The 17,402-nt window shown below is 62.2% G+C and carries 15 protein-coding genes and 1 pseudogene; 8 read left to right on the forward strand and 8 right to left on the reverse strand.

Annotation, left to right across the window (positions count from 1 at the left end):
• Nucleotides 1–78 precede the first annotated feature (78 nt).
• From pnuC to nifJ, 7 genes and pseudogenes are all read left to right on the forward strand, one after another.
• Complete coding sequence (gene pnuC / locus BN1137_RS15725; RefSeq protein ID WP_050719500.1) at nt 79–801, forward strand: nicotinamide riboside transporter PnuC; 723 nt, start codon at nt 79–81, stop codon at nt 799–801.
• Complete coding sequence (locus BN1137_RS15730; protein WP_050719501.1) at nt 798–1,523, forward strand: nucleoside phosphorylase; 726 nt, start codon at nt 798–800, stop codon at nt 1,521–1,523. The genes pnuC and BN1137_RS15730 overlap by 4 nt, the downstream gene beginning before the upstream one ends.
• Nucleotides 1,524–1,657: 134 nt before the next feature.
• Nucleotides 1,658–2,329: a Crp/Fnr family transcriptional regulator gene (locus BN1137_RS15735; protein ID WP_050719502.1), complete on the forward strand. Its 672-nt coding sequence runs from the start codon at nt 1,658–1,660 to the stop codon at nt 2,327–2,329.
• A gap of 38 nt (nt 2,330–2,367) precedes the next feature.
• Nucleotides 2,368–2,688, forward strand: a complete 321-nt coding sequence (gene yqfB / locus BN1137_RS15740; RefSeq protein ID WP_050719765.1) for a N(4)-acetylcytidine aminohydrolase — start codon at nt 2,368–2,370, stop codon at nt 2,686–2,688.
• Between the two features lie 97 nt (nt 2,689–2,785).
• Nucleotides 2,786–3,705, forward strand: a pseudogene (locus BN1137_RS15745) (alpha/beta hydrolase).
• Between the two features lie 60 nt (nt 3,706–3,765).
• Complete coding sequence (locus BN1137_RS15750) at nt 3,766–4,125, forward strand: DUF1622 domain-containing protein (RefSeq protein WP_050719503.1); 360 nt, start codon at nt 3,766–3,768, stop codon at nt 4,123–4,125.
• A 364-nt stretch (nt 4,126–4,489) separates the two neighbouring features.
• Nucleotides 4,490–8,035, forward strand: coding sequence for a pyruvate:ferredoxin (flavodoxin) oxidoreductase (gene nifJ, locus BN1137_RS15755; protein ID WP_050719504.1), 3,546 nt, complete (start codon nt 4,490–4,492; stop codon nt 8,033–8,035).
• An 80-nt stretch (nt 8,036–8,115) separates the two neighbouring features.
• Here nifJ and BN1137_RS15760 read toward each other — a convergent pair whose 3' ends face one another.
• Nucleotides 8,116–9,480: an MDR family MFS transporter gene (locus BN1137_RS15760; protein WP_050719505.1), complete on the reverse strand. Its 1,365-nt coding sequence runs from the start codon at nt 9,478–9,480 to the stop codon at nt 8,116–8,118.
• A gap of 176 nt (nt 9,481–9,656) precedes the next feature.
• Between BN1137_RS15760 and BN1137_RS15765 the strand changes: the two genes are divergently transcribed.
• Nucleotides 9,657–10,253, forward strand: coding sequence for an HAD family hydrolase (locus tag BN1137_RS15765; protein WP_050719506.1), 597 nt, complete (start codon nt 9,657–9,659; stop codon nt 10,251–10,253).
• Between the two features lie 59 nt (nt 10,254–10,312).
• Here BN1137_RS15765 and BN1137_RS15770 read toward each other — a convergent pair whose 3' ends face one another.
• The 7 genes from BN1137_RS15770 to trpS all read right to left on the reverse strand — a co-directional run bounded on the left by BN1137_RS15770 (nt 10,313) and on the right by trpS (nt 17,399).
• Nucleotides 10,313–11,110: a DUF1338 domain-containing protein gene (locus BN1137_RS15770; RefSeq protein ID WP_050719507.1), complete on the reverse strand. Its 798-nt coding sequence runs from the start codon at nt 11,108–11,110 to the stop codon at nt 10,313–10,315.
• A gap of 194 nt (nt 11,111–11,304) precedes the next feature.
• Nucleotides 11,305–12,774: a succinylglutamate-semialdehyde dehydrogenase gene (gene astD, locus BN1137_RS15775; RefSeq protein WP_157433789.1), complete on the reverse strand. Its 1,470-nt coding sequence runs from the start codon at nt 12,772–12,774 to the stop codon at nt 11,305–11,307.
• A gap of 71 nt (nt 12,775–12,845) precedes the next feature.
• A complete protein-coding gene (gene astA / locus BN1137_RS15780; protein WP_050719509.1) occupies nt 12,846–13,865 on the reverse strand; it encodes an arginine N-succinyltransferase in 1,020 nt (339 codons plus the stop codon).
• An 89-nt stretch (nt 13,866–13,954) separates the two neighbouring features.
• Nucleotides 13,955–15,172: an aspartate aminotransferase family protein gene (locus tag BN1137_RS15785; protein WP_050719510.1), complete on the reverse strand. Its 1,218-nt coding sequence runs from the start codon at nt 15,170–15,172 to the stop codon at nt 13,955–13,957.
• A gap of 277 nt (nt 15,173–15,449) precedes the next feature.
• On the reverse strand, nt 15,450–16,031 hold the full coding sequence (locus tag BN1137_RS15790; protein WP_050719511.1) for an aminodeoxychorismate synthase component II: 582 nt from the start codon (nt 16,029–16,031) through the stop codon (nt 15,450–15,452).
• A 24-nt stretch (nt 16,032–16,055) separates the two neighbouring features.
• Entirely contained in the window at nt 16,056–16,271 is a 216-nt protein-coding gene (locus BN1137_RS15795) for a hypothetical protein (protein ID WP_050719512.1), read from the reverse strand.
• A gap of 123 nt (nt 16,272–16,394) precedes the next feature.
• On the reverse strand, nt 16,395–17,399 hold the full coding sequence (gene trpS, locus BN1137_RS15800) for a tryptophan--tRNA ligase (protein ID WP_050719513.1): 1,005 nt from the start codon (nt 17,397–17,399) through the stop codon (nt 16,395–16,397).
• Between the last annotated feature and the right edge of the window lie 3 nt (nt 17,400–17,402).

The following is a 17,402-nucleotide window of genomic DNA, read 5'->3' on the forward strand; positions in this document are numbered from 1 at the left end:
ACAAAAGTCCTGCGCCACCCTCGCTTTGGCCCATAAAATGGGCCCATCTCCCTTCGTCACCGTTCAAAGGAAATGACAATGAGCATATTCGAGTGGTTCAGTATCCATCACACCCTGGTCACCATACCGCTGGGCGGTGGTTACGCCATGTCGTGGATTGAAGCCGTCGGCACCCTGTTCGGGCTGGCCTGCATCTGGTGCGCCAGCCAGGAAAAAACCATCAACTACCTGTTCGGCCTCATCAACGTCAGCCTGTTTGCCATCATCTTCTTCCAGATCCAGCTCTACGGCCTGCTGATGCTGCAGCTGTTCTTCTTCTGCGCCAACCTCTACGGCTGGTACGCCTGGACCCGCCCCGCCAACGAGCAAGGGGACAGTTTGCAGATCCGCTGGCTGAGCCGACCCAAGCTGCTGCTGACGGCGCTGGTGAGCGTCGTCGCCATCGCCCTGCTGACTCGCTACATAGACCCGGTCTTCGCCACCCTGGCCCGCACCTCGGTCGCCCTGCTCAATCTGTTTGGCGCCAATCTCGCCATCCCCGAGCCCTCCCCCGACGCCTTCCCGTTCTGGGATGCCTGCATGACGGTGCTCTCCGTGGTGGCCCAGATCCTGATGACCCGCAAATACGTGGAGAACTGGATCCTCTGGGTGCTCATCAACCTCATCAGCATCGGCGTCTATGCCGCCCAGGGTGTCTACGCCATGTCCCTCGAGTACCTGATCCTGCTATTTATCGCCGCCAACGGCACCCGCCTCTGGATGCTGGCGGCCAAACGCCCGCAGCAGGGGGCAGCCGCATGAGCCTGCTGCCCCACCTGCAGTGTCGCCCCGACCAGATAGCCGAGCGAGTCATACTGTGTGGCGACCCTGCCAGAGTCGATCGCATCGCCAGCCAGCTTAAAAGCAGTGAATTACTTGGACAGAACCGGGAGTTTCGCCTTATCAACGGCCGTCATCGGGGATTATCCATCACCGTCTGCAGCACCGGCATCGGCGGCGCCTCCGCCATCATAGCGCTGGAGGAACTGGTACAGGCCGGCGCCCAAACGCTGGTGCGGGTCGGTTCGGCGGGGGCCTTGCAGCATGAGATAACGCTCGGGGATCTGATCGTGGTGGAAGGGGCCGTGCGCCACGATGGGGGCTCACTGGCCTATCTGCCCCCCGAGTACCCGGCCTGCGCCGATCTGCGCCTGCAACTGAGCTTGCTCGAGCAGATTGCCGCCAGCGGTCATCCTCACTGGCACGGGCTGGTGCGCTCCCACGACAGCTTCTATCGGGATGACGAACAGGCGGTGTGCCGCTACTGGCATGAGCGCGGCGTGCTCGGGGCGGACATGGAGACCGCCTCCCTGCTCACGGTCGGGCGCCTTCGCAAGGTGCGGGTCGCCGCCGTGCTCTGCAACGTGGTGGCGTTCGAGCAGGATGTGCAGCAAGGGGTGAGCGATTACGCCAAGAGCGAAGCCGCCATGATGGCAGGAGAGCGGCTGGCCATCGCCGCCGCACTCCATGCCCTGGTGCAATGAGGCAAGCCTTGGCGGGGAAAGCCCCGGCCGAGGCGTTTTGTCCTATTCATGAGTCACATTCGAAGGCTCGCGGGCTGGCATCCGGCCCGGGCTCTTGCTAGCCTCTGTGCCTTCAATGCCTCTTGCAGATACCCATGCAGCAACAACCCTATCCCCTAGGCCGTTTTCAAACCGAACTCCAGGCGCTCGAACCGCGCTTTGCCAGTGCCCTTGCGGCCTGTCGCCTGCACCTGCGCCGTTACCTGCCAGGGGAGCTCATCATGCGCCAGGGGGAGCAGAGCGACTGCCTCTATCTGGTCGAGAAGGGACGAGTCTCCCTCAACAGCGCCGTCAACTCCGGGCGCCTGTTCCAGCTCGGGGAGATAGCCTGCCAGTCCCAGATCTTCGGCGAGATGGAGTTCTTCGGCGCGGCGCCGGTGCAGTGGAACGTGGTGGCCGAGACCGAGCTCGATGCCTGCGTCATCTGCGCCCACAAGCTGGCCCAACGGCTGCTGGCCGAGCCCGAGCTGGTGCTCTTCTTCGCCGCGGCCCTGGCCTGCGACTATCTCGATACCCTGGACATCACCACCAGCCGCCTGCTGCACCCTATCGCCTACAACATCGCCTATGAGCTGTGGCGCGAGCGCCAGCGCACCCCCATGCTGGGTTCGCGCAAACGGGCCCTGGAGGCGGCGCGTTTTGGCACCACGGAGCGGGTCTATCGCCGCGCCCTCAAGGAGCTGATCGAACAGGGTATCGTCGGTGAGGGCATTGATGGCCCCGTCATCGCCGATCTCGCCAAGCTGCGTGCCTATCTCGCGCGCTGACACCTATTTTTTCCACCTTTATTGGAGACGTCATGTCGATGCCAGCCCCGCAATACCCCGAGTTCACCTTCTTCAGCCGCTTCGTCGATGACATCCGGGCGGGCCGCAAGACCATCACCATCCGCGACGAGAGCGAGGCCCACTGGCAACCCGGTCAGCGCCTCTCACTGTTCACCAACCCCGAGCATCAGCCCTTCGGCGAGATCGAGGTGCTGACGGTGGCGCCGGTGGCGTTCGATGCGCTCAGCGACGAGCACGCCAGCCAGGAGAACATGACACTGGCCGAGCTCAAACAGGTGATCCGGGACATCTATCCCGAGCTGCCGCCGCTCTATGTGATTGAATTCAAGCTGATCTAACCGCGAGTCTGTGAGCGCCCTCACGGCGAGTCTCTTGCCATGGGCGGCCAGAGGCGCATAATCACTGTTTTTATATACAGTTGTTATGGAGTTCCCCATGCAAACAGCTCTCGAACCCGCCATCGCCGAGATAGTCGACGGCTTTATCGCCGCCGGCCGCCCCAGAGCCAGTGAGCTGAGCTGGCAAGCCAGACGCGAAGGTTATCTCGCCTCGGCACAGCTCGGGGGTGAGCGGGAAGAAGTTGGGGCCATAGCGGAATGGTGCGAAGCTCAGTATGCCGTTCGCCTCTATCAGCCAGCACGGGAGGCTCAGTCTTCCCTCCCCGCCCTCATCTACTTTCATGGCGGCTGCTTCGTCAGCGGGGAGTTCGAGACCCACGACCGCCAGCTGCGCATGCTGTGCAACCGCGCCAATGCCCTGGTGTTTACGGTGCACACCCGCCTCGCCCCGGAATATGTCTATCCGGCTGCCCACGACGATGCCCTGGCGGCAACCCTGGCCATCATGGCGCGTCTCGCCGAGTGGGGCGGGCACAGCGAGCGTCTGATGCTGGCCGGTGACAGCGCCGGCGGTCATCTGGCCCTGGTCACGGCGCTGCGTCTCAAGGCCATGCAAGCGCCCCAGCCTGCGGCTCTGTGCCTTCTCTATCCCATGTTGGACGCCAGCGGTGCGAGCGACAGTTATCGCGCCTATGGCGAGGATTACCTCATCACCGCCGACATGCTGCTGAGCGGCTATCACGCCTATCTGGGGCCCTGCCCATCGATCACCCCGAGGCCAGCCCGCTTCACCCCCCAGATCTTGCCGGTCTGCCTCCCACCCATATCCTCACCGCCGAATACGATCCCCTGCGCGATGAGGGAGAGGCACTCTATCGCGCCCTGCTCGCGGCCGGGGTCCAGGCAAGCTGCCAGCGCCAGCTCGGCGTCATCCACGGTTTCTTCCAGCTCGCCAAAATAAGTCCGGCGGCGCGCCAGGCCATAAATCAGGTAGCGGATTGGTTGAGACGCCTCTGAGTTGGCCTTCCCCGGCGGTTGTGCTAATAGTGTCTCCTTTGAATCGATAAGGAGCCAAAAGTGCTTGAGATAACCAGTTTGCGAGAAGCCATGATGCACGGGGTAGAGCTGTTCCAGCTGCTGCTGGAGCTCATCTCTATCGCCTGCGTGGTGATTGGCCTTGGCAAGACACTCTGGCTGGCGGCGCGGGTGCGGGATCATGCCCCCGGCTTCCCCCGCATCCGGCTCTGTTTCGGCAGCTGGCTCATCCTGGCGCTGGAGTTCCAGCTCGCCGCCGATATCCTCGCGACCACGGTATCGCCGAGCAAGGAGGAGCTGATCCAGCTCGCCATCATCGCGGTGATCCGCACCTTCCTGAACTACTTCCTCGGCAAGGAGCTCGATGCCCAGACCGAGCGCCAGCAGGAAAAACCGGCATAACTTGCCGCCACACATCTGTGCTCGTGGCAGGGCTTATATCCCCTGTGGCCACGCCGATGGGGCGGGGCCACAGGCTGTGCTAGCCGGCGAATTTATGTGCTCCCGCAGCCAGGCCAAGCGCGGATCGGACATAAACGGCTACCAGAACCTGTATATCCACACCCTTTTCAGGGTGGAAAACCCACCCGCGCAACGATGAGTCATCATCACCAACCCATTGAAAATAAATGAGTAAACAATCAGGTCCGAGCTGATTATTTATCCCGTTTGATGCAGATCCTTCCCCCTCTTACTATGTGAGTGACCTATCCATGGCTGGCTGATCGTAGCTGGCCTTTACACTGGCATAGCAATTGGGCAATTCATGATCACCACAGACGGTAATAACGCGGTCGCCTCAGTGGCCTACCGCACCAGCGAAGTCATCGCCATCTACCCCATCACCCCGAGCTCCAGCATGGCGGAGCAGGCGTCGGCCTGGTCGAGCGATCGGGGCCTGAACCTGTGGGGTGACGTGCCTCGAGTTGTCGAGATGCAGTCGGAGGGCGGGGCCATCGCCACCGTTCACGGCGCCTTGCAGACGGGCGCGCTGGCGACTTCGTTTACCTCGTCCCAGGGCCTGCTGCTGATGATCCCCAACCTCTACAAGTTGGCAGGTCAGCTCATTCCCTTCGTACTCCATGTGGCGGCGCGAACCGTCGCGACCCATGCCCTGTCCATCTTCGGCGATCACTCGGACGTGATGGCGGTGCGCCAGACCGGCTGCGCCATGCTCTGCGCCAGCAACGTGCAGGAGGCGCAGGACTTCGCCCTGATCTCCCAAGTGGCCAGCCTCAACAGCCGGCTGCCCTTCATCCACTTCTTCGACGGCTTTCGCACCTCCCACGAGATAGCCAAGATAGTGCCACTGGCGGACGACACCCTGCGTGCCCTGCTGCCGGAGGCCGCCATCAGTGCCCACCGGGCCCGTGCTCTGAGCCCGGATAACCCGGTCATTCGTGGCACCGCCGCCAACCCGGACACCTATTTCCAGTGCCGGGAGGCCACCAACCCCTGGTATGACGACGCCTACCGTCACGTGAGCGAGGCGATGGACGCCTTCGGCGTACAGACCGGCCGCCACTACCAGCCGTTCGAATACGTGGGTCATCCAGAGGCCGAGCGGGTGCTGGTGCTGATGGGTTCCGCCATCGGCACCTGTGAGGAGGTGATAGCACGGCTGCTTGAGCAAGGGGAGAAGGTGGGACTGGTGAAGGTGCGCCTCTACCGCCCCTTCAGGGCAGAGCATCTGCTGGCGGTCATCCCTGAGAGCGCCCGCAAGATTGCGGTGCTGGATCGCACCAAGGAGCCGGGCGCCCAAGCCGAGCCGCTCTATCTGGACGTAATGAGCGCGCTGGCCGAGGCGGTCAGCCGAGGCGAGCGCGCCAGCCTGCCGCGGGTCATAGGCGGCCGCTACGGCCTCTCCTCCAAGGAGTTCAACCCCGCCTGCGTGCAGGCCATCTTCGATGAACTGGCACTGGATAATCCACGGCCACGCTTCACCGTCGGCATCTTCGACGACGTCACCGGCCTCTCCCTGCCGCTGCCGACCCTCGGCTATCCGAGCCCCGACCTTGGCAACCAGCACAAGCTGGAGGCGCTGTTCTACGGCCTTGGCAGCGACGGCACCGTCTCGGCGGCCAAGAACAGCATCAAGATCCTCGGCAACCACACCGAGCTCTATCCTCAGGGCTATTTCGTCTACGACTCCAAGAAGGCGGGCGGCCTCACCGTCTCCCACCTGAGGGTGAATGAGCGGCCGGTGCAATCGGCCTACCTGGTGGACGAGGCGGACTTCATCGGCTGTCACCAGTGGCAGTTCATCGACATGTACCAGATGGCGGAGCGGCTCAAGCCGAACGGCATCTTCCTGCTCAACAGCCCCTTCGATGCCAGTGAACTGTGGCAACGGCTGCCGCAAGAGGTACAGCAGGCACTGCGCGAGAAGCGCGCCCGTCTCTATAGCATCAACGCCGCCAAGATTGCCCGGGAATGCCAGCTCGGCAGCCGCATCAATACCGTGATGCAGATGGCCTTCTTCCAGCTGACCGCCATCATACCGCCAGCAGAAGCCACCGAGTTGCTCAAGCAAGCCATCGCCAAGAGCTATGGCAACAAGAGCAGCGAACTGGTCGAGCGCAACTGGCAGGCCCTGGCCGCCACCTGCGCGGCACTGATCCCGGTGCCACTGCAAGAACTCGATCCGAGCAGCCACCAGCGCCCCCCCGTGGTGTCGGCCAAGGCCCCCGACTTCGTGCAGACCGTCACCGCCGCCATGCTGGCGGGGCTCGGCGACAGCCTGCCGGTTTCTGCCTTCCCACCCGATGGCACCTGGCCGGTGGGCACCACCCGCTGGGAGAAGCGCAACATCGCCCAGGAGGTGCCGATCTGGCAGGCGGACTTGTGCACCCAATGCAACTACTGCGTGGCCGCCTGCCCCCACTCGGCCATCCGCGCCAAGGTGGTGGATAAAGAATCGCTTGCCGATGCCCCCGCGACCCTGGATGCGCTGGATGTGAAGGCCCGCGACATGCGCGGCCAGCAATATGTGCTGCAGGTGGCGCCGGAGGATTGCACCGGCTGCAACCTCTGCGTCGAGGTCTGCCCGGCCAAGGATCGCACCGATCCGAGCCGCAAGGCGATCAACATGGAATCACGGCTCGACCACCTCGAGGCCCAGAAGGCGAACTACGACTTCTTCCTCGACTTGCCGGAGCGTACGGCAGAGCAGCTGGAGCGCATCGACATTCGCACCTCCCAGCTCATCTCGCCGCTGTTCGAATACTCCGGCGCCTGCTCCGGCTGTGGCGAGACCCCCTACATCAAGCTGCTAACCCAGCTCTATGGAGACAGGCTGCTGATCGCCAACGCCACCGGCTGCTCGTCGATCTATGGCGGCAACCTGCCCACCACCCCCTACACCACCAACGCCGAGGGCCGTGGTCCGGCCTGGGCGAACTCCCTGTTCGAGGACAACGCCGAGTTTGGCTTGGGCTTCAGGCTCACCGTCGATCAGCATCGCGATCGGGTACGCCGCCTGATGGCGGGTCTGGGTGACGCCATCCCGGCCGAACTGCAACAGGCGCTGCAAGACGCCAGCCTGCCGGTCTCCGAGCAGCGGGCCCATATCCAGCAGCTGCGCAGCCTGCTGCAGGGGCGCAGCGAACCGGGCGCGGCTGAACTCGCGCGGGACGCGGATCACCTGGTGGACAAGTCGGTCTGGCTCATCGGCGGCGATGGCTGGGCCTATGACATCGGCTTCGGCGGCCTGGATCACGTGCTGAGTCTGGGGGAGAACATCAACGTGCTGGTGCTCGACACCCAGTGCTACTCCAACACCGGCGGCCAGCAGTCCAAGGCGACGCCGCTCGGCGCCATCACCAAGTTTGGCGAGCAGGGCAAGCGCAAGGCCCGCAAGGATCTCGGCGCCAGCGTCATGATGTATGGTCACGTCTATGTGGCGCAGATCTCCCTCGGCGCCCAGATGAACCAGACGGTGAAGGCCATTCAGGAGGCGGAAGCCTATCCGGGGCCGTCCCTCATCATCGCCTACAGCCCCTGCGAGGAGCATGGTTACGATCTGGCCCAGAGTCACGAGCAGATGAAGCAGCTGACCGCCACCGGTTTCTGGCCGCTCTACCGCTACGACCCCCGTCGCAGCGAAGAGGGCAAGGCGCCGCTGGCGCTGGATTCGCGGGCGCCGACGGCTTCTCTCGCCGAGACCCTGCAGCAGGAGCCTCGCTTCAAGCGCCTCGAGCGCCAGTTGCCGGAGATCGCCACCCAGCTCTACCGGGAGGCGGAGCTGGATGCGAACCGCCGATTCGCCTGGCTGAGCCAGCTCGCCGGCAAGGAGGCTCCCACTCAGGAATGAGTGACATCCGGGTCATGAGACACTGACTAAACAAAGAGGGCTCCCCATGGGGAGCCCTCTTGCTATCTGCGATACCGCCATCAGTCCGGCTTGCTGGCCAGCTCATGGCGCTTCAAGGCCAGCAAGGTGATGAGCAGGGCGGCACTTGCGATCAACGCCATGCCGACATAGGTGGCGCCAAAACCGGGTGCCAGCTCGGCCGGGCTGAGGCTCGCCAAATTGTGGCTGCTGCCCGCCGGCAGGGCGGAGTGGAACAGCATGGCGCAGATGGCGACCCCGACCGCGCCCCCCAGCTCACGGCCGAAGTTGAACAGGGACATGCCGATGCCGCGATCTTCCCGTGGCAGCGCATTCTGCACCACCACCGAGAGGGCCGGCAGCACCAGTCCTAGGCCAAGCCCCGCGAGCCCCAGCCCCACATTGGCCCATAGATCGAAGTGAATTTGCCACAGTGCCAGCGCCGCCAGGGCGAAGCCCGTCACCACGAAACGCCGGTAGTGGCCGCTACGGCCGATCAGCTTGCCGCCGACGAAGGCGCCCGCCGTGATGCAGACCATGAAGATCACCATGTAGAGCCCGCTCTCGCTGGCCCCCATCCCCTTCTGCCACTGCATCTGCAGCGGTAGATAGACCAGCACGGCGAACATCAGCAGTTGGGAGGCCAGCGCCAGCAGCACGCTCACCAGATAGCCGGGCAGCCGCACCAGGTGGGCCGGCAGTATGGGGTCGTGAGCGCGCCGCTCCACCAGGATCAGCAGCAACAGGGCCACCGCCAGCCCGGCCGCCAGCCCGAGGGCGGGCAGACTGGTCTCCGGCGAGAGCAGCAGCAAGGTGAGGGTGGTGACGGTAATCAGCAGCCCTGCCCCCTTCCAGTCGAAGCGGCTGTGGCGACGCACATTGAGGTGGCCGAGGTTGCGATTCACCAGCCAGAGCGCGAGCGCCCCGAGCGGCAGATTGATCCAGAAGATCCAGCGCCAGCTCAGCTGCTCGCTGAAATAGCCGCCAAGCAGGGGCCCGGCGATGCTGGAGACCGCATACACCGCCGAGATGTAGCCCTGATACTTGCCCACCTCCCGCGGCGGTATGCTGTCGGCAATCACGGTGAACGCCAGGGCGATGAGTCCCCCGCCCCCCAGCCCTTGCAACACCCGTGCTGCCAGCAGGGTCGGCAGATCCTGAGCAAGAGCGCAGGCCACCGAGCCCGCCAGAAACAAGCCGATGCCGATGTTGAGCATCCGTACCCGGCCAAACAGATCGCTCAGTTTGCCGTAGACAGGCAAGGCCGCGGTGGCGGCCAGCAGGTAGGCGGTGACCACCCAGGTGAGGGCGGCGCCAGCGTTCAGCTCGGCCCCAATGATGGGTAAGGGGGTGGTGACTATGCTCTTTTCCAGCGATCCCAGGGCGATCACCAGGGCCACACTCGCGAAGATGGTTTTGGGGGACATGTCGGGGACTCGCTCATGTAAAATGCCAACAACGGCGCTACAGGGCTCATTATTGTCTCATATATCGCATGCCGATGGTTAAAAGCACTGCCCATGCCGACAGACATGATCCGGGTCGCGGCATCCCGCCGGCAGATCTGATAGGGTGGGATCTTCGCCCAAAAGGAATCAGCCCCATGACCGAGCAGTACCGCTTTGAGCAATACGACGCCCTGATCTTCGATATGGATGGCACCCTGGTGGACTCCATGCCGCTACACCTGGATGCCTGGGAGATCACCAGCGCCGAGTTTGGCCTGCCCTTCGATCGGGCAGAACTCAATGAATACGGCGGCATTCCCACCCGCAAGATAGTGGCCATACTGGCCGAGCAGCATGGGCTGAACATCGATGTCGAGGCCTTCGCCCGCCGCAAGATTGCGCTCTATCTGGAGCAGATCGACAAGGCCCGGGTCTTCCCCCAGATGTGGGATCTGGTCAAGGCGCATCACGGCAAGGTGCCCATGGGCATAGGCACAGGCTCGCCGCGCAACCAGGCGGAGCAGATCCTCAAAAGCACCGGCCTCGATGCCTACATCTCTGTGGTGGTGAGTGCCGATGATGTGACCAACCACAAGCCCCATCCCGACACCTTCCTCAAGGTCGCCGAGCAGCTGGGGGCTAACCCCGCCAACTGCCTGGTGTTTGAAGACACCCAGATCGGCATCCAGGCCGGCAAGGCCGCCGGCATGGCGACCCTGCTCGCCACCGAGGGCGAGCTGCAACCCGCCTGATCCCGGTTTTTAGCCATAAAAAACGCCCCTTTCGGGGCGTTTTTTAATATAAACCACTGCTACATGGCGTTGGTGGATTCGAAAATCTTGTCTGCCGAGGCTTCGACGAAACCCGGGTAGAGCACACCGTCTGCCTGCAGGTAGCGCCGGGCGAACTCATAGAAGCAGCTCGGGATGGCGCGCACGCCGTCACTGAAGGCGACCTCCGCCTTGTCCGCCATGGTGGAGGATTGCTCCAGCATCACCAGGGGATCGCCCTTTATCTCACCGCCCACGCCGTTCAGCACGAAACCAGCGGCTTTTAGAGCCGCATTCACCTGTTGGATAGTTTCAAAGTCCGCCAAGCGGTTGATGTTGACCGTGAAGTGGTTGGCACGGTAGCCCCAGGCCGCCATCCAAGCCGCGTACTCACTCTCTGCCAGCAGGGTCTGGTAATCGGCCCAAGAGACCTGCCAGGGCGCGCCTGCGTAGAGGAAGGCCGGGGTATCGGTCAGGTGAGCCGGCACCTGAGCCACAAGCTTGTGGATGATGGCCTGGGCGGTCTCGGAGAGCTCTTCTACCTTCAGCTCGCTGATGAACACCTTGGGGGCATCCGGATCGGTGTGCTCGAAGTGCTTGGCATAGAGCTTCTTGGCCTTGAACACATACTCGCCCTTCTCCTCATACCCCAGGGCGCGGAAGTGAGCCGCCAGTGTCTCCAACCCGAGTTTAGGCAGGTTGTAGGTCCGAAACGCCACGTGATCGTTGATGATGGGGGCGCCGCCTCCCAGCAGTTGGTGAACCTTGTGGGCACTGGGGGTGACTTGAATGTAGTTGTCCCACAGATGGCCAAACAGGGTCTCGATATCCTTTTGCATCTCTCTTTCCTTTGATTGCGGGTACAGACAAGGGCACCCTTGGATGCCCCTATTGGTTGTTAGAAGGTCAGGCCGGGGGAGAGCTGATCCGGCGGCATGACCGCCTTGCTATCTTCCACCGAGGCAACCTGAGATATGACACAGTCGTCGGCGGCAATGGGCCATCTTGTCTGCATCCCTATCTCCATGAACGATTAAAACGTCAAACCAGGGGACAGCTGATCCGGCATGGCGGCCTTGCTGTCCTCGACGGAGGCGACCGGATACGCACAGTAGTCGGCGGCGTAGTAGGCGCTCGCCCTGTGGTTGCCGGAGGCTCCGATGCCACCGAACGGCGCGGCACTGGAGGCGCCGGTGATGGGCTTGTTCCAGTTGACGATACCGGCACGGATGCGCTTGAAGAAGTGCTGCCAGTCCGCCTCGTTGTCACCGAGCAGGCCGGCCGACAGGCCGAAACTGGTGGCGTTGCCCTGATCGATGGCGGCATCGAAATCGTCATAGCGAATGAGCTGCAGCAAGGGGCCGAAGTACTCCTCATCCGGCAACGCGCTCACGGCGGTCACATCGATAATGCCCGGGGAGACGAAGCCGGTACCGGTTTTCAGGTGCTCAAGTACCAGCAGGCTCTCGCCGCCGAGGCGCTGCAGGTTCGCCTGCGCCTCGACCATGCCGAGCGCCGCTCGTTCGCTGATCATGGCGCCCATAAAGGGCTGATCCGCGGCATCGTACAGACCGACCTTGATCTGGCCGACCACCTCCACCAAGCGCTTGACCAGGGCATCCCCCTTGGCGCCGCGCTCCACGAACAGGCGGCGCGAGCAGGTGCAGCGCTGACCCGAGGTGATAAAAGCGGACTGGACGATGGCATGGACGGCGCCGTCGATATCACTCACGTCTTTGACAATGAGCGGGTTGTTACCGCCCATCTCCAGCGCCAGGATCTTGCCCGGCTGACCGGCAAACTGCTGGTGCAGGAAGTGACCGGTACGGGACGAGCCGGTGAAGAACAGACCGTCGATGTCCGGGTTACCGGCCAGCGCCTTGCCGGTTTCGACCTCACCCTGCACCAGGTTCAGTACCCCCTTGGGCAGCCCCGCCTCCTGCCAGATCTTCAGCATGGCTTCGGCCACCATGGGGGTCAGCTCGGAAGGCTTGAACACCACGGTGTTACCGGCGATCAGGGCCGGTACTATGTGACCGTTCGGCAGGTGGCCCGGGAAGTTGTAAGGGCCAAACACCGCCACCACGCCGTGAGGCTTGTGACGCACGAACGCCTTGGCGCCGGGCATGGGGTTCTCGACGGTACCGGTGCGCTCGTCATGGGCGCGGATGGAGATGGCAATCTTGCCCTGCATGGCGGCAACCTCGGTGCGGGTCTCCCACAGCGGCTTGCCAGTCTCACGGGCTATGGTCAGCGCCAGCGCCTCCTTGTGCTCGCCGAGCAGATCGGCATAGCGGCGCACCACGGCGAGACGATCGTCGAGGCTTAAGTCCGACCAATGGTAGAAGGCGCTGCGGGCGGCCTTGACGGCAGCATCCACCTGGGCGGCGCTGGCGGCCCCTCCTTGCCAGATCACTTCATTCTTGGCCGGGTCTTTTGACTCGAACGCCTTGCCTTCACCGGCAAACCACTGACCATCGATAAGTTGCACTAAAGACATAATCCATTCACTCCCTGTGGTTCACAGGCAGCCGTGGCTGCCTGCTTCAGATGCTGCGGTATCAATCGGGCCAATTATTCCAGGTCGACGACCCGTACCATGTCGCCATTCGCCACCTTGATGGCGGCCGCCATCTTGGGCGGAATGATGGCTTCGTGCTTGTCCAGATCGACCCGGATGTTGCCGTAGCAGGCGCGGTACTGATCGAAGCGGGTGTTGCACAGCAGATAGGTATGACCGCCGATGGGCTCACCCACCAGTACCCGCAGCTTCTGGCTGCGGCGCACGCTGCGGATGTGCTTCACATCGCATTCGACCGTGGGGCCCGCATCGAAGATGTCGACATAGCCGCGGTTCACGAAGCCTTCGTCCTGCAGCATCTTGATGGCGGGACGGGTCTTCTCGTGGGTCTGGCCGATGACGGCCCGCGCCTCGTTGCTCAGCAAGTTGACGTAGATCGGGTACTTGGGCATCAGCTCGGCAATGAAGCGCTTCTTGCCGATGCCGGTGAGATAGTCGACGGTGGGAAAATCCATCGAGAAGAAATGCTTTTGCAGCCACTCATAAAACGGGCTGTGACCGTCGCCATCGGAGACGCCACGCATCTCGGCGAACACGGTCTCATCGAACAGCTCCGGGTGCTCGGCCATAAACAGGAAGCGATGCTTGGAGAGCAGCCGACCGTTGAGCCCCTCGCGGGCGCATTCACGCAAGAACAGGGTGCACAGCTCGGAGTTACCGGTGTAGTCGTTGGACAGGGTGAGCGTCTCGACCACGTTGTAGATGCCGAGCTTGGGGGATGAGTGCACTACCTTGCCGATGTGATAGTTGTAAAACGGCTGGGACAGGCCGACGGCCGCATCGATGGCGCAGGTACCGACCATTTCGCCGGTCTCCAGATCCTCGGCCACGAAGAAGTAGAGGCAGTCTCCCTTGCCCGCAGGCTTGTCCAGGAAGGTCTGGGTTGAGGCATCGATCTTGCGTTGCAGCAGCTCGTCGTTCACCGGCAATGAAGTCATGCCGGTGCCGGATTCGATGGCACAGGTTTTGAGGCCGGCGAAGTCGCGCTGCTCGATAGGACGGATAACCAACATAAATGACAACTCCCTTTCATTGACGACAGGTGGGGTCCCGGCTCCTGCCGGGAGGACTCCCCACCTCAACTAGGCTCAGGCAATCTGGATCAGGCGTTAACCACCTGAGCGACCGCTTTCTCGAACCGAGCCAGACCTTCTTTGATATCCGCCTCAGGGATCACCAGCGAGGGAGCGAAACGCACCACGTTGGTACCCGCTACCAGCGCCATCAGGCCCTGATCGATGGAGGCCAGCAAGAAGTCGCGGGAGCGGCCCTTGAAGTCATCGTTCAGCACGGCGCCGAGCAGCAGGCCCTGACCACGCACTTCGCTGAAGCAGTGGTACTTGGCGTTGATGGCTTCGATACCGGCGCGGAACAGCGCTTCACGTTGTTTGACACCCGCCAGCACGGCCGGGGTATTGATGACATCGATCACCGCCTCGGCCACGGCGCACGCCAGCGGGTTGCCGCCGTAGGTGGAGCCGTGAGTGCCCACTTTCAGGTGAGCCGCGATCTCGGTGGTGGTCAGCATGGCACCGATGGGGAAACCGCCGCCGAGCGCCTTGGCGCTGGTGAGGATGTCCGGCGTGACGCCCAGTCCCATGTAGGCAAACAGGTCACCGGTACGACCGACCCCGGATTGCACCTCGTCATAGACCAGCAGGGCATTGTGCTTGTCGCACAGCTCGCGCACACCCTTGGCAAACTCGTCGGTGGGACGAATGATGCCACCCTCCCCTTGCAGCGGCTCCATCACCACGGCGCAGGTATTGTCAGAGATGACGGAGGCCAGCTCGGCCAGATCGTTATAGGTGACGTGGGTGATATCGGCCGGCTTCGGACCGAAGCCATCGGAGTAGGCAGCCTGACCGCCGACGCTGACGGTGAAGAAGGTGCGACCGTGGAAGCCCTGATGGAAGGCGATGATCTGGGTCTTGTGGGCACCGAAGGTGTCGATGGCATAGCGGCGGGCCAGCTTCAAGGCGGCTTCGTTCGCTTCGGCACCGGAGTTGCAGAAGTAGACCTTGTCGGCGAAGGTGGCGGCGACCAGCTTCTTGGCCAGGCGCAGGGCCGGCTCGTTGGTCATCACGTTGGAGAGGTGCCACAGCTTCTCACCCTGGGTTTTCAGGGCCTCGACCAGCTTGGGATGGCAATGGCCGAGGCCATTGACCGCGATCCCGCCCGCGAAGTCGACATATTCACGACCTTCCTGATCCCAGACACGTGACCCTTCACCACGCACCGGGATGATCTTGGCGGGCGCATAGTTGGGAACCATCACTTCATCAAACACTTCACGTGTCACTGCCAACAACTCTGACATATTGCTCTCCTTCGATCTGGCGACAGAATAATCCACCGCTCAAAAGTTAAATCCATGTAAACACATCGGCATTGTCACAGAAAAAAAGCTAAAAGTCTGCAACAAGCCGAGTTACAGGGAACAATGTTCGATTGCCTGTGAGATTTTAGGCAACCGCATTGCATAACGGCTCAGGGGGTGTTGGCAAGAGATAATTTGGACAGGGGGAGAGGTGAATAAAGTGTCAGAGAAAATATTTTTGACCTCCTCCCGATTCTGGGATGAGCATCACGATTTTTCAGGAATGGGCTAAAAAGTTGGCCAGTAATTGGTGGCCCTGCTCGCTCAAAATGCTTTCCGGGTGGAACTGCACGCCTTCCAGCGCCAGTGTTTTATGGCGCAGACCCATGATCTCGTCGACACTGCCGTCGGCCTGTTCGCTCCAGGCGGTGACCTCGAAACAGTCGGGCAGGCTGCTCCGCTCCACCACCAGCGAGTGGTAGCGGGTGACCCGCAGCGGATTGTTCAATCCCTTGAACACCCCCTCACCCCGATGGCGGATGAGGGAGGTCTTGCCGTGCATCACCTGACGGGCACGCACCACCCGGCCGCCGAAGGCTTGGGCGAGAGATTGATGGCCAAGACAGACACCGAGGATGGGGAGTTGGCCCGCGAAATGGCGGATGGCGGCCAGGGAGATGCCCGCCTCGTTTGGCGTGCAGGGGCCGGGGGAGATCACCAGATAGCGGGGAGCCAGCTGCGCGATGGCATCCAGGCTCAGCTCGTCGTTGCGCTTGACCACCACCTCCTGCCCCAAGGCGCCAAAATATTGCACCAGGTTCCAGGTAAAGGAGTCGTAGTTATCTATGAGCAACAGCATGGGAGGGCAACCAAGGGCAGAGGATCAACGATCCAGGTAGCGGCCCTGCTCCATTTCACGCTCGCGCTGGCATTCGGCCAGATAGATGGCAGCGGCGATGGCCGGGGTCTTGTGGTGCTTGTCGATGGCATTGGAGACCATCAGTTGCAGGGTATTGAGGTTCTTGGCCTTGCGAAACTTGCGCAGCCAGTGACCCTTGTCACCCAGTTCTTCAATCACGGAATTTGGTTCGACAGACATGCTTTCTCTTGGGGCAAACACCCGCGTTTGACATTGGAAGAAGGAATAACGAACAAGGGGTCGGGTAAAACAAAGAAAGCCAGGCAAATACCCAGCTCTCTCCTACTACACCTTCCCAGTATGTCAGGCTCGAGGAACGAAGCCGACAACATCATATACGCTGGCCAGGGTTTTTTCAGCCCTTTCACGCGCCTTTTGCGCGCCTGCGGCCAAAATTGCCTGCAGATGGGTCTCATCCTGACGCAACTCACGGAAGCGTGCCTGGATGGGCTCCAGCAGGGCGACCACAGCATCGGCGGTCTCACCCTTGAGGTGACCGTACATCTTGCCTTCGAAGTGTTGCTCCAGCTCGGGGATGGAGCGCCCGGTCACCCCGGACATCAGGGTCAGCAGGTTGGAGACGCCGGGTTTGTTTTCCGGATCGAAACGCACCACCGCTGGCTCGTCAGAATCTGTCATCGCCCGCTTGATCTTCTTGATGATCTGCTTGGGATCTTCCAGCAGGCCGATGAAGTTTGCCTCGTTGTCGTCAGACTTGGACATCTTCTTGGTCGGATCCTGCAGGCTCATCACCCGCGCGCCATCGACCGGGATGAAGGGCTCCGGCAGGCTGAACACCTCGCCGTAGAGGTTGTTGAAACGGGTGCAGATGTCGCGAGTCAGCTCCAGATGCTGCTTCTGATCGTTGCCGACCGGCACCTGATTGGCCTGATAGAGCAGGATGTCGGCCGCCATCAGTACCGGATAGCCAAACAGGCCGACGTTGACGTTGTTCTCGAAACGGGCGGACTTGTCCTTGAACTGGGTCATCCGCGACAGCTCACCCATCTGGGTGTAGCAGTTCAGGATCCAGCCAAGCTCGGCGTGCTGCGGCACGTGAGACTGGATGAAGACGGTGCTCTTGGCGGGATCTATGCCTACCGCCAGATAGAGAGCCGCGGCATCCAGACAGGCCTTGCGCAGGGCACCCGGCTCCTGGCGAGTGGTGATGGCATGCAGATCGACGATGCAGTAGAGGCAGTCAAAATCATCCTGCATGTTGACCCACTGGCGCAGGGCGCCAAGGTAGTTGCCTATGGTCAACTGGCCCGACGGTTGGGCCCCGCTCAATACGATGGGTTTAGCCATGAG

It is taken from the genome of Aeromonas tecta (assembly GCF_000820185.1).
GTDB lineage: Bacteria > Pseudomonadota > Gammaproteobacteria > Enterobacterales > Aeromonadaceae > Aeromonas > Aeromonas tecta.